The 15,466-nt window shown below is 67.7% G+C and carries 18 protein-coding genes; all 18 read right to left on the reverse strand.

The window, feature by feature from the left end:
• Nucleotides 1–67: 67 nt before the first annotated feature.
• On the reverse strand, nt 68–1,087 hold the full coding sequence (gene alc, locus BJ987_RS28600) for an allantoicase (protein WP_209895996.1): 1,020 nt from the start codon (nt 1,085–1,087) through the stop codon (nt 68–70).
• 10 nt (nt 1,088–1,097) lie between these two features.
• The gene (allB, locus tag BJ987_RS28605; RefSeq protein WP_209895998.1) at nt 1,098–2,408 is read right to left on the reverse strand and encodes an allantoinase AllB; all 1,311 of its coding nucleotides are present in this window, start codon (nt 2,406–2,408) and stop codon (nt 1,098–1,100) included.
• Nucleotides 2,401–2,700, reverse strand: coding sequence for a hypothetical protein (locus BJ987_RS28610; protein WP_209896000.1), 300 nt, complete (start codon nt 2,698–2,700; stop codon nt 2,401–2,403). The genes allB and BJ987_RS28610 overlap by 8 nt, the downstream gene beginning before the upstream one ends.
• A complete protein-coding gene (locus BJ987_RS28615) occupies nt 2,693–3,886 on the reverse strand; it encodes a glycerate kinase (RefSeq protein ID WP_307869782.1) in 1,194 nt (397 codons plus the stop codon). The genes BJ987_RS28610 and BJ987_RS28615 overlap by 8 nt, the downstream gene beginning before the upstream one ends.
• Entirely contained in the window at nt 3,883–5,685 is a 1,803-nt protein-coding gene (gcl, locus tag BJ987_RS28620) for a glyoxylate carboligase (protein ID WP_209896002.1), read from the reverse strand. The genes BJ987_RS28615 and gcl overlap by 4 nt, the downstream gene beginning before the upstream one ends.
• 87 nt (nt 5,686–5,772) lie before the next feature.
• Entirely contained in the window at nt 5,773–6,648 is an 876-nt protein-coding gene (locus BJ987_RS28625) for an NAD(P)-dependent oxidoreductase (protein ID WP_209896004.1), read from the reverse strand.
• Nucleotides 6,645–7,424: a hydroxypyruvate isomerase family protein gene (locus BJ987_RS28630; RefSeq protein WP_209896006.1), complete on the reverse strand. Its 780-nt coding sequence runs from the start codon at nt 7,422–7,424 to the stop codon at nt 6,645–6,647. The genes BJ987_RS28625 and BJ987_RS28630 overlap by 4 nt, the downstream gene beginning before the upstream one ends.
• Nucleotides 7,421–7,798: an allophanate hydrolase-related protein gene (locus BJ987_RS28635; RefSeq protein WP_209896008.1), complete on the reverse strand. Its 378-nt coding sequence runs from the start codon at nt 7,796–7,798 to the stop codon at nt 7,421–7,423. The genes BJ987_RS28630 and BJ987_RS28635 overlap by 4 nt, the downstream gene beginning before the upstream one ends.
• A 33-nt stretch (nt 7,799–7,831) precedes the next feature.
• A complete protein-coding gene (locus BJ987_RS28640; RefSeq protein ID WP_209896010.1) occupies nt 7,832–9,253 on the reverse strand; it encodes a nucleobase:cation symporter-2 family protein in 1,422 nt (473 codons plus the stop codon).
• 19 nt (nt 9,254–9,272) lie between these two features.
• Nucleotides 9,273–10,181, reverse strand: coding sequence for a factor-independent urate hydroxylase (pucL, locus tag BJ987_RS28645; RefSeq protein ID WP_209896012.1), 909 nt, complete (start codon nt 10,179–10,181; stop codon nt 9,273–9,275).
• Between the two features lie 8 nt (nt 10,182–10,189).
• Nucleotides 10,190–10,528 (reverse strand): hydroxyisourate hydrolase, encoded by a 339-nt coding sequence (gene uraH / locus BJ987_RS28650; protein WP_209896014.1) that lies wholly within the window; start codon nt 10,526–10,528, stop codon nt 10,190–10,192.
• On the reverse strand, nt 10,525–11,040 hold the full coding sequence (uraD, locus tag BJ987_RS28655; protein ID WP_209896016.1) for a 2-oxo-4-hydroxy-4-carboxy-5-ureidoimidazoline decarboxylase: 516 nt from the start codon (nt 11,038–11,040) through the stop codon (nt 10,525–10,527). The genes uraH and uraD overlap by 4 nt, the downstream gene beginning before the upstream one ends.
• Nucleotides 11,041–11,201: 161 nt before the next feature.
• Nucleotides 11,202–11,618, reverse strand: a complete 417-nt coding sequence (locus tag BJ987_RS28660; RefSeq protein WP_209896018.1) for a helix-turn-helix domain-containing protein — start codon at nt 11,616–11,618, stop codon at nt 11,202–11,204.
• A complete protein-coding gene (locus BJ987_RS28665; RefSeq protein WP_209896020.1) occupies nt 11,611–11,856 on the reverse strand; it encodes a thiamine-binding protein in 246 nt (81 codons plus the stop codon). Before BJ987_RS28665 ends, BJ987_RS28660 begins: the two co-directional genes overlap by 8 nt.
• A 110-nt stretch (nt 11,857–11,966) precedes the next feature.
• Nucleotides 11,967–13,403, reverse strand: coding sequence for an NCS2 family permease (locus BJ987_RS28670; protein WP_245367582.1), 1,437 nt, complete (start codon nt 13,401–13,403; stop codon nt 11,967–11,969).
• Nucleotides 13,404–13,537: 134 nt separating this feature from the next.
• A complete protein-coding gene (locus BJ987_RS28675; protein WP_209896024.1) occupies nt 13,538–13,804 on the reverse strand; it encodes a hypothetical protein in 267 nt (88 codons plus the stop codon).
• The gene (locus tag BJ987_RS28680) at nt 13,801–15,147 is read right to left on the reverse strand and encodes an 8-oxoguanine deaminase (RefSeq protein WP_209896025.1); all 1,347 of its coding nucleotides are present in this window, start codon (nt 15,145–15,147) and stop codon (nt 13,801–13,803) included. The genes BJ987_RS28675 and BJ987_RS28680 overlap by 4 nt, the downstream gene beginning before the upstream one ends.
• A gap of 85 nt (nt 15,148–15,232) precedes the next feature.
• Nucleotides 15,233–15,421: a hypothetical protein gene (locus tag BJ987_RS28685; RefSeq protein WP_209896027.1), complete on the reverse strand. Its 189-nt coding sequence runs from the start codon at nt 15,419–15,421 to the stop codon at nt 15,233–15,235.
• Between the last annotated feature and the right edge of the window lie 45 nt (nt 15,422–15,466).

Here is a 15,466-nt window from a genome sequence, read left to right on the forward strand (position 1 = left end):
ACCGGTCCTGGGACCGATGCGCACCGGGACGACGGACGTTCATGCGGAACGCCGCAGGCCCGGCGAATCAGGCTGCGCCCCAACGAGTGTTGAGTTGCTCCTCGGCCGCCGCGGTCAGCGTGCCGAACAGGCGCAGGCGCGCGAGGCCGCCGTCCGGGTAGATATCCAGCCGCACGTGGGTGGCGGCGCGGTCGTTGCTCAACCGGAACCGGTGCGGCGTGTCGGGCTGCAGCGCGGTACGGGGCAGCAACTCGAACCAGGCCGCGTCGTCGACGGCGGGCAGCGGCTCGTCGCCGTGGTGGTCGATACCGAGCAGCCGCGCCTCCCCCGGCGCGTTGAACAACAGGTTCGTGGTGTCGAGCTCCAGCAGCTGCGGCACCCCCTGCGCGGCGAGCTGGATTGTGGCCCAGTCGTTTCCGCTGTCGCGACGACGCCTGGTTTCCCAGCCCTCGGCCTGGTTGCGGGCCAATCCGGGGCTGATCATATTGTCGGGCGCGGAGTAGAACATGTCCGAGCACCCGAGCGCCCGAGCGCCGTTGCCGAGCGCGGCGAGGTCCACGGTCAGACCGGACAGCAACGCCGGGTCGGGCACCACTTCACCGTGCACCCGCAACCGGGCCACGCCACCATCGGGGTAGATGGTGAGCCGGACGTGGGTGAACACGCGATCGTCGGCGATCGGGAACTCGTGCACGGCGTCGCCGGTCAGCGGACTGCGCGGCAGGATTTCCACCCAGTCGGCGTATTCCAGCTCCGCCACCGACGGATAACCGGACACCCGGCAAGCCTCGATGGAGGCGAACGGAGGGTAGTTGCCCTTGAACCACGCGGTGTCGATGACGACGCCGCGCACCACGCCGGGCATGCCGAGCCGCACGATGGCCCAGTCGTCGCCGGGACCGCGGTGCCGGCGGGTCTCCCAGCCGTCGTACTCCTGCCCCTTGGGTCCGAAGGTCTCCGGGGAGAACCTCGGCGCCCACGGGTTGATCAGGTTCTCGCGCTCCTCGAAGGACTCGTCGCTGGCCGCGATCACGCTGCCGAGATTGGTGCGCAGTGCCAGGTCGGGTAGGGCGGTGAAGTCTGACATATGTTCTCCCTCAGCTCTTTTCATGAATGGTCGCGTCGATGAACCGACCGGCGGGCCGCTCCCCCACGACCGCGCCGCGCAACCAGGTGGACTGGACCACACCCGACAGCTCCCGGCCCTGGTAAGCCGTGATCGGGTTCTTGTGCTGCAACGCGGCCGGTTCGACGGTGAACGCCGCGTCCGGATCGAAGGCGACCAGATCGGCGTCGCAGCCGACCGCGATCCGGCCCTTGTGTGTCAGCCCGACCAGATCGGCGGGCGCTTCGGCCATCCAGCGGACGATGTCCTCGAGGCCGAATCCCCGGGCGCGCGCGGCGGTCCACACCGCGGGCAAGCCGAGTTGCAGCGAGGAGACACCGCCCCAGGCGCTGGCGAAGTCACCCTCCTTCATGGCGGGCGGGCACGGTGAGTGATCGGAGACCACGCAGCACAGCACGCCGTCGGCCAGGCCCTGCCACAGCGCGTCCTGGTTCGCCGAATCCCGGATCGGCGGACAGCATTTGAACGCGGTGGTGTGCGCTTCCGCGGCCGCCAGGGTCAGGTAGTGCGGGCAGGTCTCGGCGGTGATCCGCACGCCACGGGCCTGCGCGGCGGCCAACGGCGCGAGGCAGTCCGCGGCCGAGACGTGCAGGATGTGTGTCCGGGCCCCGGTCTGCTCGGCCAGCGCGAGGATCGCTTGCACCGCAGCACTTTCCGCCGCTCCCGGCCGTGATTCCAGGAAGGCGTCGTAGGACCCGTCCGCCGGCTCGCCCAGGCGGCCCGGATCCTCGGCGTGCACGATCAGCAACCCGTCGAACGCGACGAGCTCCGTCATCACCGCTTCGATCTCGGGCAGCGTCAGCGGCGGGAACTCGTCCACGCCGGACGGGGACAAGAAGCACTTGAACCCGAACACGCCCGACTCGTGCAGTGGGCGCAGCCATTTCAGGTTTCCCGGAATCGCGCCACCCCAGAACCCCACATCCACCTGACACTGCCCGGCCGCCGCGGCGCGTTTCGCCGCCAGGGCGGGCACGTCGACCGTGGGCGGCAGCGAGTTCAACGGCATATCGATGATCGTCGTAACACCGCCCGCCGCAGCGGCTCTGGTCGCTGTCGCGAACCCCTCCCACTCCGTGCGCCCGGGTTCGTTCACATGGACATGCGAGTCGACCAGGCCCGGCAGCAAGACCAGGTCCGCCACATCGGTGGTCGTCCGGGCCGCCAATTCGGCCGCATAGGGTTCCACGGCTGCGATTCGCCCGTCCCGCACCGCGATCGCGGCGGGACGGATTCCCTCCGGCAGCACCACGCGGCGCGACCGGATCACCAGGTCATGCATGTCCACTCACTCCTCGCGCACTCTGAATTCCGGCGTTCGCCGGAAGTTCGGCGGCCGGGCCCGAACCCCGCGCCGCCGCCCGGATCTCGGCGAAACCCGCGGCGAGACCCGCAAGCCCCGCGGCGATGCCCACCGACCCCGCGGCGGCGCCGACCGGACCCGCTACTACGCCCGTTCCGGCGGCCACACCCACCGCTCCCGCGGCCACACCGAGCAAGCCGGTGGCGATACCCACCGAATTCCCGGCGAGCGCCGGGATCCAGCGCCCAGGCAGGTTCCAGTGCTTACCCATGTCCGCCGACCACCTTGCGAAGGTTGTTGTCCACCAGCCATTTTCCGGCCACGCCTGCCGCCAGCCGCTCGAGCAGCGGCCCGGCGTGGGCCATGCATACGGCCGGGTCGGACTCGAGATCGGTCAGGGCGTAGGCCTGTTCGATATCGACGCGCCGCAGCTGTTCGGCGGTGAGGGCGCGCCGTCCGGCAACCGCGATCACCGGCACACCGGCGGACTTCGCGATCCGCGCGACGCCGACGGGCGCCTTCCCGTGCAGCGTCTGCTGATCGAGCGACCCCTCACCGGTGATGACCAGGCGCGCACCTTCGACCTGCCCGGCGAAACCGAGCTGGTCCAGGATCATGTCGATCCCCGGCCGCGCCTGGGCGTTCAGGAACGCCATCGCGGCGAACCCGACTCCACCGGCGGCCCCGGCGCCGGGCCGCTCGGCGACATCGATGCCCAGATCGCGCCGCACGATCATCGCCAGCCGGGCGAGACCGCGCTCGAGATCCTCGACATCGAACTGCTTCGCGCCCTTCTGGCGGGCGTACACATTCGCGGCTCCGCGTGCGCCCAGCAGCGGATTGTCCACGTCGGAAGCCACCGTCACCAGCGGCACCCGCACCATTTCACTGGCGTCGACGCGCGCCAGCCGGCGCAGCGCCGCACCGCCGGGCGGCAGTTGCTCCCCGCGCTCGTCGAGGAACTTCACGCCCAGCGCCGACATCATGCCCGCGCCACCGTCGGTGCACGCACTTCCACCGAGCCCCAACAGGATTCGCCGGGCGCCGCGCTGCGCGGCGGCCCGGATCAGCTCGCCGGTGCCGGTGCTCGAGACCGTCCGCGAGGTCGACGAGGTCGGCGGGTGCGGCATCTTGCGCACCCCCGACGCCTCGGCGAGTTCGATCACGGCCGTCTGATCGCGCATGGCGAACGACGCGACGACCTGGTCCCCGATCGGACCGGTGACGCTGGTGCGGAACCGGGCGAAGCCCGAGGCCACCACCGCGTCCACCGTGCCGTCACCCCCGTCGGCGACCGGAACGGTCACCACGGGAACGTCCGGCCGTACCCGGCGCAGGCCGGTGGCCACGTGCTCGGCCACCTCGGGAGCGGTCAGCGAGCCCTTGAACTTATCGGGCGCGATGACCACATACCCCTCTCGCCACCGGGGACGCGGCGCCCGTCGGGGGCTGATCACCTGCTTCCTCCGACAGCTTCGGGCTCCGGCAGCGCGGCGATCGCGGTGGGCGCGTCGTCGAGCGACTGCGCCAGCTCCTCGAACTCCATGATGTTGTCGATCTCGAGACCCATCGACACGTTCGTCACGCGCTCGAGGATGACCTCCACGACCACCGGCACGCGATGCTCGGCCATCAGGGCCTTGGCGTCCTCCAGCGCGGCACTGAGCCTGCCCGGTTCGGTGACCCGAATCGCCTTGCAGCCCAGCCCTTCCACGACCTTCACGTGGTCCACACCGTAGCCGCCGATCTCGGGGCTGTTGATGTTCTCGAAGTCGAGCTGGACGTAGTAGTCCATGGAGAAGTTGCGCTGCGCCTGGCGGATCAGCCCGAGGTAGGAGTTGTTCACCACGACATGGATGTACGGGATGCCGAATTGCGCGCCGACGGCCAATTCCTCGATCAGGAACTGGAAGTCGTAGTCACCGGAGAGCGCGACCACGGTGGCTTCTGGGTCGGCGGTGGCGACACCGAGGGCGGCGGGCAGGGTCCAGCCCAGCGGGCCGGCCTGGCCGGCGTTGATCCAGTGCCGCGGCCGGTAGACATGCAGCAGCTGCGCCGCCTGGATCTGCGACAGGCCGATGGTGCTGACGTAGCGGATATCGGGTCCGAACGCCTTGTTCATCTCCTCGTACACGCGCTGCGGCTTGATCGGCACCGAGTCGAAGTGCGTCTTGCGCAGCCCTTCGTTCTTGCGGTGCTTGCACTGCTTGGCCCAGTCCGCGCGGCTCGGCAGCGTCTCCGCGGCCTTGCGCTCGCGCGCCACCTCGAGGAACACCTCGAGCGCGGCGCCGGCATCGGAGGTGATGCCGAAGTCGGGCGCGAAGACCCGGCCGATCTGCGTCGGCTCGATGTCGACGTGCACGAAAGTGCGGTCCTTGGTGTAGGTTTCGACGCCGCCGGTGTGCCGGTTGGCCCACCGGTTGCCGATGCCGAGCACGAAGTCCGACTCCAGCATGGTGGCGTTGCCGTACCGGTGCGAGGTCTGCAAACCGACCATGCCCGCGTGCAGCGGGTGATCGTCGGCGATGGTGCCCCAGCCCATCAGCGTCGGCACCACCGGAATCCCGGTCAGCTCGGCGAATTCGACGAGCAGATCGGCCGCGTCCGCGTTCACGATGCCGCCGCCGGCCACGATCAGCGGGCGCTCGGCGGCGGCCAGCATGTCCAGGACCTTCTCGGCCTGGGCACGGCTGGCAGCGGGCTTGTGCACCACGAGCGGCTCGTAGGTATCGATATCGAACTCGATTTCGGCGAGCTGCACATCGATCGGCAGGTCGATCAGCACCGGGCCCGGACGACCCTCACGCATCAGGTGGAAGGCCTTCTGGAAGGTGCCGGGCACCTGCGCCGGCTCCAGCACCGTGACGGCCCACTTGCTGACCGGCTTGGCGATGGAGGCGATATCGACGGCCTGGAAGTCCTCCTTGTGCAGTTTCGCCACCGGAGCCTGCCCGGTGATGCACAGGATCGGGATGGAATCGGCACTGGCCGAATACAAACCGGTGATCATGTCGGTGCCGGCCGGGCCGGAGGTACCGATGCAGATGCCGATATTGCCGGCCTTGGCCCGGGTGTAGCCCTCGGCCATGTGCGAGGCGGCCTCGACGTGGCGGGCCAGGACGTGCTTCAGTCCGCCGTGCGCGCGCATGGCGCTGTAGAACGGATTGATCGCCGCGCCGGGCAGGCCGAAAGCCTGTGTCGCGCCTTCTTTTTCCAGGATCAGGACCGCCGCGTCGACGGTACGCATCCGTGCCATATCAGTTCTCCGCCTCATCGGTCACATCGATCAGAACCCAGCCTTCGGGCACGTGGGTCACGCACTGTTCATGTGCGACAGCAGTAGTCACGCGTCGTCTCGCTTCGACAACGCCTCGGCGACCAGCAGCAGACCGGAGTGATCCAGGTTGCCGTAGCCCATGGCACGCGCGGCGGCGATGAGCTGCGCGGTGAGCGCGCCCATCGGAATCGCCACCTCGGCGTCGCGCGCGGCGGCCAGAATGATGCCCATGTCCTTGTGGTGCAGGTCGATCCGGAAACCGGGGACGAACGAGCGCTCCAGCATGGTCTTGCGCTTGAGCTCGAGGATCTTGCTGCCCGCGAGACCACCGGCCAGCACATCCAGGCCCTTGGCCGCGTCCGCGCCCAGGTTCTCCATCAGCAGGATCGCCTCGGCGACCAGGGCGTAGGTGCCGCCCACGATCAGCTGGTTGGCCGCCTTGACGACCTGACCGGCGCCGTTCGGGCCGACGAGCTCGAAGGTCTTGCCCACCGCCTCGAAGATCGGCTTCGCCGCAGCGAAGTCCGCTTCGGTACCGCCGACCATGATGGACAGCGCGGCGTTGATCGCGCCGGGCTCGCCGCCGCTGACGGGTGCGTCGAGCACTCGCAGGTTCTTCTTCGCGCCCTCGGTGGCGGTCCAGCGCGAGGTCTTCGGGGTGATGGTGGAGAAGTCGATGTAGAGGGTGCCGGGGTCGGCGTGCTCGAGCACGTCGGCGAACACCGATTCCACATGCTCGTCCTGCGGCAGCATCGTGATCACGATGTCCTTGCCGCGGACGGCTTCGGCCGCACCGGAGGCGGTGTTGCCGCCCGCGGCCTTCAGCTTGTCCAGCGCGGCGGCGCTGTGGTCGTAGCCGGTGACCTCGTGGCCCGCGGCGACCAGGTGGCCCGCCATCGGTCCACCCATGATGCCGAGTCCGACAAATCCGATCTTGCTCATTTGATCCAGCTCCAATCCAGGTCTGCGTCTTTGTATTCCAGGCCGATCCAGCCGTCGTAGCCGGCGGCGGACAGGCTCTCGAAGAGAGCCGTGAAGTCGAGATCACCGGTGCCGGGGCGACCACGGCCGGGGTTGTCGGCGATCTGCACGTGGCCGATGCGCGAGGCGTAGGTGTTGATCACCTGGTGCAGGTCCTCGCCCATGCGGGACAGGTGGTAAAGGTCGCACAGGAACTTGATGTTCGGCTCACCGGCCGCATCGATGACACGCACCGCGTGCTCGGCCGAGACGACCGGATAGTCCGGGGACTCAGGCGAATTCAGCGCTTCCAGCAGCACCGTGGCACCGATCCGGGACGCGGCCTGGGCGGCCAGGCGCAGGTTCTCCAGCGCCAGTTCGTCCTGCTTGGCCGGGTCCTCGCCCTCGATCCGGTTGCCGTACAGCGCGTTCAAGGCCTTGCAGCCGGTGCGCTCGGCGATACCGACGGCGACCTCGATGTTGTCGCGGAAGGTGGTGACCGCGCTGGGCACCGAGACCAGGCCGCGACCGGCGGGGATCAGGTCGATGAAGTTCAACCCGGCCAGCTGCACACCGGCATCGGCGATCGCCCCGACGAACGCGTCGATCTCCTTGTCGCCCGGTGTCGGATCGGTGCCGAAGGGCCACCAGAATTCGACACCGTCGAAACCCGCCGCCTTGGCGGCGGCCGGACGTTCGAGCAGCGGCAAATCAGTGAACAGAATCGAGCAATTGACGTCGAATTTTGGCACGATCAAGCTCCTTTCTTGTATTTCTTCCAGCTGCCGATCTCGGTGATGTCCTTCAGCTCCGGGTAGGAAATCGGCGGCTTGCGCATCACCATGGACAGCACCGAGCGGTTGTCTTGCAGCTCGATCACGCCGAGCTCCAGTTCCGGCGGTTCGGCCGGAAGCAGCTTCTCTCGCAAGACATCCAAGGAAATGTCGAACAATTCGCCGGCGATCGGCGCACCGCCATCGGCGACGGGCGCGAGACCCGGGAACCGGTCACCTACCGAATAAAACCGATAGCGTGGCGCGGTTTCGGCTTCACCGGCGAACGGTGCGCCGTCGAGCAGGTAATTCAGGGGTCCTCCGCGCATGGCGGAGCCGTTCAGGAAAATCAGAGGCATTTCAATGCCCTTCTCAGGGTTGGTATTTAAAAATTACTTTCGGATATCGTCGTCGAGCCGATCGCCGAGTTCCTCGCGCTGGTCCTGTGCGGCGGCGAACACCGACACACCCTCGCGCTTGCCGGCGCGAATCTCGTTGAACACCACGTTCAGCACGATCGCGACTACCGCGGTCGCACTGATCCCGGATTCCAGGACCACGGCGATCGACTTCGGGAACGCGTGCCAGAAGTCCGGCGCCGCAATCGGAATCACGCCGATCGCGACACTGACCGCGACGATGACCATATTCAGGTTGTCTTCGTAATCCACCCGCGACAGCGTGCGGATACCACTGGCGGCCACCGATCCGAAGAGCACGATCGCCGCGCCACCGAGCACCGGATACGGAATCCCGGCGACCACCGCGCCCACCACCGGCAGTAGTCCGAGCAGCGCGAGAATCGCGCCACCGACCGCGACCACATAGCGGCTCTTGATGCCGGTCAGCGCGACCAGTCCGACATTCTGTGCGAACGCGCTGCACGGGAAGGAGCCCACCAGAGGCGCCACCGCGCTCGACGCCATATCGGCGCGCAAGCCGTCCGCCAGCCGCTTCTTGTCGACTTTCGTCGGCAAGATCTCGCCGATGGCGAGAATGTCGGCGGTGGCCTCGGTCATGATCACCAGGATCACGATCGTCATGGCGACGATCGCGCCCACTTCGAACGTCGGCGTACCGAAATGCAGAACCGAGGGCAAGGCGACCAGTTTCGCATCGCCGACTCCGGAGAAGTCGGCCTTGCCCGTGCCGACCGCCACCAGTGTTCCGATGACGAGGCCGATCAGAATGGACAACCGCGAAATCGCACCTTGGAAAAGCCGGCTGATCACCAAGATGATCAGCAGTGTCAAACCGGCGTATCCGATATTGGCCATGGAGCCGTAATCGGAGGATTTGGCATTGCCGCCCATCGCCCACCGGAATGCCACCGGCATCAGCGACAACCCGATCACCGTGATGATCGTGCCGGTCACCACCGCCGGGAAAAGCCGCACCAGGTGTGCGAAGAAGGACGAGGCGATCAATCCGATGACACCCGCGACGATGATCGCGCCGAACACCGGCCGCAGCCCGCCGTCATTGGCGATCGACACGATCGTCGACACGCTGACGAACGAAATGCCTTGCACGATCGGCAGTCTGGAGCCGAACGGCCCCAAACCCAGGGTCTGCAGCATGGTGGCCAGACCCGAGACGAACAGTCCCGCGGTCACCAGCAAGGCCATGTCGGTGGCCGACAGTCCGGCCGCACCGCCGATGATCAGCGGTGGCGCGATGACGCCGCCGTACATCGTCAGGATGTGCTGCAGGCCGTACGCGATCAGTTGCAGCGGTGGATATTTCGTATCTTCCGGCCGGACCGTGGCGGTTGAAGCAGCCCCGTCGGACGGGGTGCTACGGCGGTTGAACATGGGTGTCGCCTCTCCGCGATCAGCAAAATCCGGGCACGGCGTGCCAGGCAGAACCAGCGTCGCTGGCGTCGTCACGGACTACCGAGGCCTCGATCAGGCCATACGGCCGATCGGCGGCGATGAAGACCTCATTCGGGTTTTCCAGCGCGAACGGGCTCAGGTCGACCAGGAAGTGGTGCTTGTTCGGCGCGGAGAACTTGATCTCGGCGACCTCGCGGTGCTGCTCGAGCACCGCGCGACCCATGCTGTAGAGGGTCTGCTGCAGCGCGTAGGAGTGCACGGCGGCGAACTGGCGCAGCAGAATCGAGCGGATCGAGTCGTAGGACTTGTCCCAGTCCGGGACCTCGGCGTTGTCGTAGCGCCACTTGGCGACCAGCGAGGTGGCCATGATGCGGTCATTGGTCGGCTGCAGGGTCGTGTACTTGTCCTTGAAGTACCCGTGGAATTCCGAGCCGGTGGTCTTCAACAGCACCAGATCCTTGATGCCGGAGACCACGTGCGCGCGCCGATCCGGGCCCACGCCGTCGACGTTGATATGAGTGGTGCGCACACCGGCGCCGCTGCGCACGAACGAATGGTCGTGGCCGATGCCGTCGACGGGGATGCGATCCCAGGCGTACTCCTCGATCTCCACGCGCGCGCCGTCGGCGCCCGGGCAGCGGGCGATGAAGTGATCGGCCAAGGTCAGGCCGTAGTTCTCGATCGCGCCGATCTCCTTCTCCTTGGCGAAGGCGAAGGCGGTGTTCTTCTGGGTGTCGGTGGGGAGCACGTCCTTCTGATCACCGGTGATGTGCGCGTCCTCGAAACGCCCGCGCAGCGCGGAAGATACGTTCAGATCGCGAATCTGGTGACGCGCGGTGTCGCGGTAGACGCGGACGACACGGCTCTCGGCCTTGCCGTACTGGTTGGGTCCAAGCTGGATGGCCATGGTGCGGGTCAGCTCCCTCGGTAGGTGGAGTAGGCGAACGGACTGAGTAGAAGCGGGATGTGGAAGTGGCTGCCGGCCGGGCCATTCGGCGTGAAGGTGATGACGGCTTCGGGGAAGAAGCAGTCCTGGCCGGTGCCGGCGGCGTAGGCGGCGACGTCGAAAACCAGCCGGTATCGGCCGGTTTCGAGCTCGTCCGGGCCGAAGTCTCCGACGCGGCCGTCGGCGTCGGTGACCGCTCGGGCCAGCAGCACCGGCTCGCCGTCCTTGATGAACTCCAGCCGGACCGGGACACCGGCGCCGGGCTTGCCGAGTGCCGTGTCGAGCACGTGCGTGGTGATCGCGCTCATGCCGGGGCTACCTCCATCTCTCCAATTGCCTTGCGCAACCGCAGGATCGCGATCTTGCGCAGTTCCTCCGCGACGGTCGCCGCTTCGGTTTCGTCGTCGTTGCCGAGGCGGGCTTGCAGGGCGGCCAGGATCTGCTCCGCGGACAGCCCGGTGGCGCAGATCAGGAAGACCCGTCCGAACCGCTGCTCGTAGGCCTGGTTGCCGGCCATCAGGGCCGCGGCGGTGGCCAGGTCCTGGCTGACACCGGACTGCTCGCCGCGCGACCATTTCGCGTCGACGCCGCTGCCGTTCGCCCGCTCCCCGATGCGGGGGTGGGCGGCGAGCGCGCGGTCGACGTCCTCTGCGGTGAAGGTGCGGGCGGCGCTGTCGGCCACCGTCAGCAGGCTGTCCAGATCGGCGTACGGCCGGCCCGCCAGGACGGCGTCGGCCCACGCCGGAACGTCGCAGCAAGCCAGCAGTACCGGCCGAAGTTGTTCGCTAGCAGTCGAATTGAACGCTGCCGTAGTCCCCAATTGCCTGGCCTTTCTCGTGTAGCGGAGGTCACATCCGCTTACTTCGAGAAGAGTGGCACAGGTCTCACCCGTAAATCAACAGTTTGTTGAAATTTGGGGTGAAAGCCCAAGTGGCGGGGTCGCACCGGGCTGCCGTTCAGCAGGTCCTACAGGGACCCCGCTCAGGACCGGGTCCGGTTCAGATAGTTGTACACCGTGAAGCGGGTGACGCCGAGGGCTTCGGCGACGGTCTCCGCGGACTTGCGGTAACTGAAGGCTCCGCGCTCTTCCAGCAAACGCACGGCACGCTGTTTGTCGGCGCGCTTGAGGTCGGTGAGGGAACCCCCGAGTTCGGTCGCCACGGCGTCGAGCAGCCGGGCCAGGCCGCCCTCGGTGCCGGGGTCGGCGGCCGCCGCGGCCGCGGCGGTGCCGTCGGTCGCGGCGAAACGGACAGCGGCCAGTGTGGCGCCTTCCCACACCAGGGGAACGTCATCCGGACCGCAGTCGCCGGGCGGCACCAGACGACCACCCACCCGGTCCAGCAGTGGAGTGATCGTCACCAGCACCGGGTGCGTGGGATCGAGGTACGTGTCAGTCATCGTCATCCCGCTCCACCTGCATGGTCACCCGGGTCGCACCGTGGGCGAAACCGGTGGCGAGCACATCGCGCAGCAGGTCCAGCAACTTCTCGCTCGGACCGGACACCGAGGTGCCCAGCGGGCCGAAATCACAATCGAGACCGGCGGCTTCGAGCACGGCGAGGGTCTCGGCGGCATGTGGCGGCGGATCGCCTTCGCCATGGAACGGCTCGGTGGTGAACTCAGCACGCAGCCACATGGGCACAGGCTACCCGCGCTTCCTGGAAGGGGGACAAAGGGATCGGGCGCGCACAGCGCCTCGCGGCGCAGCCGGAACTGTGCCGCGAGGCGCATGATGTGCGATGGCGGTCAGCCGCCGAAGGCCAGTTCGATGGCGTTGATGCCGAAGTAGGCGAGGAAGACCGCACTGACCACATACAGCAGCCAATGCACTTCCTTGAACTTTCCGCGCGCCGCCTTGATCACCACGTAGGCGATCAGGCCGGCACCCACACCGTTGGTGATGGAGTAGGTGAACGGCATCAGCGCGATGGTCAGGAAGGCGGGAACCGCCACCTCCAGATCGTTCCAGTCGATCTTGCGGGCCTGGGTCATCATCAGCGCCCCGACCAGCACCAGGGCCGGAGCCGCCGCCTGGATCGGGACGACCGCCGCGATCGGGGTGAAGAAGATCGCGGCGATGAACAGGCCGCCGGTCACCACGCTGGTCAGGCCGGTACGGGAACCCTCACCGACACCCGTCGCCGACTCGACGTACACCGTCGCGCCCGCACCGCCGGCCGCGCCGCCGATGACCTGGCCGACACCGTCGACGGTCAGTACCTTGCCCAGGCCGGGCATGGTGCCCTTCTCGTCCAGCAGTTCGGCCTCGTCACAGACGCCGAAGATCGTGCCCATCGCGTCGAAGAAACCGGTCAGCACCAGGGTGAACAGCACGATCGAGGCGGTCAGCGCCCCCGCCGAGGCGAAGCCGCCGATCAGGTCGACGTTGAACATCAAACCGAAATCGGGTGCGGCCAAGAGCTTTTCGGGCGTCTCCGGTACCACCGGACCCCAGGACTTGGGATCGATGGTGGCGTTGGCGTTGATGATCACCGCGACCACGGTGGCGATCGCGATACTGATCAGCAGGGCGCCGGGCACCTTGCGGATGAACAACGCCAGCATGACCAGCAGGCCGACCGCGAAAACCACCACCGGCCAGCCACTGAGGTGACCGCCCGAACCCAGCGTCACCGGCGGACCGGTGGCCTCGCCGTGACCCACCACGCCGGCCGAGACCAGGCCGATCAGCGCGATGAACATGCCGATACCCACACCGATGGCATTCTTCAACGCCACCGGAATAGCATTGATGATCATGGTGCGCAGACCGGTCGCGGCCATGATCACGATGATCACGCCCATCAGGATGACCAAGCCCATGGCCTGCGGCCAGGTCATGTGCGGCGCCGCCTGGAAGGCGACCACCGGGACCAGTCCCAGCCCGGCGGCCAGCGCCAGCGGCACATTGCCGACCAGCCCCATGAGCACAGTGCTCAGACCGGCGGAGAACGCCGTGGCGGTGGTGAGCTGCGCGATGGACAGCTTGTCACCGTTCATGTCCGTGACACCGCCGAGAATCAGCGGGACCAGCAGGATGACGTAGGCCATCGCGACGAAGGTGGTGATACCACCACGGACCTCCCGGGACACGGTGGTCTTGCGCTCGGTGAGTCGGAAAAACCGGTCGTGCCAGGCTTTTCTCGGTACCGGCGGCTCTTCCGCGACGGGCTTTGTCTGCATCTGCGTCATTGGGCTTGCCCTCCTCAGGGCGTGGCCGACCTACGGTCCGGGATGGATTTCCGGTGCGCGCGGTTCGGTTATGCGGTTGTGGAGCGCCGCCGCCTCATTGCGAAAAGATGCGGCGCCCCCGTTGATCAACAGCTCCGGATATTGTTTTCCGGTGGTTCCGGCACACGGTTCATGTGCACGGTAGTCCCCCGCGGGCGGCGCGCGTCACGGGTGGCGGCGACGCCCGCGGGGGTGGCGGAGAGCGTGGGTGGCTCGCCGTGATGTTCCCGAGCCGCTGGCCGCGGTAGCGGACTGTCGACATCGGTCGGGATGGCATGGTGGTATTCGCGGATCTCTTCGATGACCCCCTCAATCGGGACATCGACGGGTGCCGCGAGTACCTGGGTCGTCATCGAGTTCCCTCCTGCAGCAGGCGTTTCCGGGCATCGGCCCCGGCTCGGCCGGTCGCATCGTGGGCCACGGTGCGCAGCTCGCCGTTCTCGACGACGGTGTGCCCGCCGACGATCAGACGAGCCAACGGCGGTGTCGGACCGAAAACCAAGGCGCACACCGGATCCGCGACGGCGGAGCGGAAGCCGTCGACCCGCCAGATGGCGATGTCGGCGAGCTTGCCGACCTCCAGCGATCCGATCTCGTTCTGGCGGCCCAGGTTTCGGGCACCACCGAGCGTGCCGAGCTCCAGGGCCTGCCGGGCGGTGAGGGCCTTCGGGCCGCGCACGGCGCGCTGGAAGAGCATGGCCTGGCGCATCTCCCCGGCCATGGACGTCAATTCGCTGGAGGCCGCGCCGTCGACCCCGAGGCCGACCGGGGCGCCCGCGGCGATCAGGTCGGTGACGCGGGCGATACCGGCGCCGAGGCGCGCGTTGGAGGTCGGGCAGTGCGCCGAGCCGGTGCCGGTTTCGGCGAAACGGCGGATGTCGGCGTCGTGCAGATGCACCGCGTGCGCGAACCACACGTCGTCACCGAGCCAGCCCAGCTTGCCCATGTATTCGACCGGGGTGCAGCCCATCTGCTCTTTGCAGTGCTCTTCCTCGTCCAGCGTTTCGGCGAGGTGGGTGTGCAGGCGCACGCCTTTTTCGCGGGCCAGCGCGGCGGACTCGGTCATCAGCTCGGCGGTCACCGAGAACGGCGAGCACGGCGCGACCGCGACCCGCAGCATCGAATCGAAGGACGGATCGTGATACGTGTCGATGACCTCGGCGGTGTGCGCGAGGATGTCGTCGCGGCTCTCCACGACCTCGTCCGGCGGCAGGCCGCCGTCGGACTGCCCGCGGTCCATCGAACCGCGGCACGGATGGAAGCGGATGCCCAGCTCCCGGGCGGCACGGATCTCGGCGTCGAACAGATCACCGCGCCCCTTGGGGAAGAGATAGTGGTGGTCACTGCTGGTGGTACAGCCGGTCAGCGCGAGCCAGCCCAGCCCCGCCGCGGCGGCGCCGTAGACGACGTCGGCGTCCATCCGCGCCCAGATCTGGTAGAGCCCGGTCAGCCATTCGAACAGGGTGGCGTCCTGGAACAGACCCTGGCTGGCCCACTGGTACAGGTGGTGATGGGTGTTGACCAGGCCCGGCGTGACCAGGCAGCCGGTGCCGTTGACGCGTTCGGCGCCTTCGATCCGCGGCGCCGGGCCGGAGCCCAGCGCGGTGATCAGGCCGTTCTCCGCCACCAGGTATCCGGAGGGTATCTCCGGGCCGGCGACCGGGGCGATGTAGGCGTTTTCGATGACAGTCTTCATGCGGGCGCTGCCTTCTCGGTGAGATGCGAATTGCGTGCCACCCGATCATGCGCCAGCCGATCCGCGCCGTTGGAGCTCACCCGCGTCACGCCGCCGCCCGCTCACCGTATGCGTTGCCAGTAGATAGCGCGAGGCGCGCGGTCACGGCGGGCCGAGCCCGGTCGACCTCGAGTTCGACGACGACGCCGATGCCGCCGGGAGAGGTGTTCGCCTCCGGTCGGGCGGCCTCGGACCCGAGCGCCTCGGCCCCACTCGCGGGTCGCGGTAAATCCATGTCGGTAAGTACAGCTGGCCGGGAAGTGAACAGGTAGGAACGAGA

Origin of the sequence: Nocardia goodfellowii, from assembly GCF_017875645.1 — a bacterium.
GTDB lineage: Bacteria > Actinomycetota > Actinomycetes > Mycobacteriales > Mycobacteriaceae > Nocardia > Nocardia goodfellowii.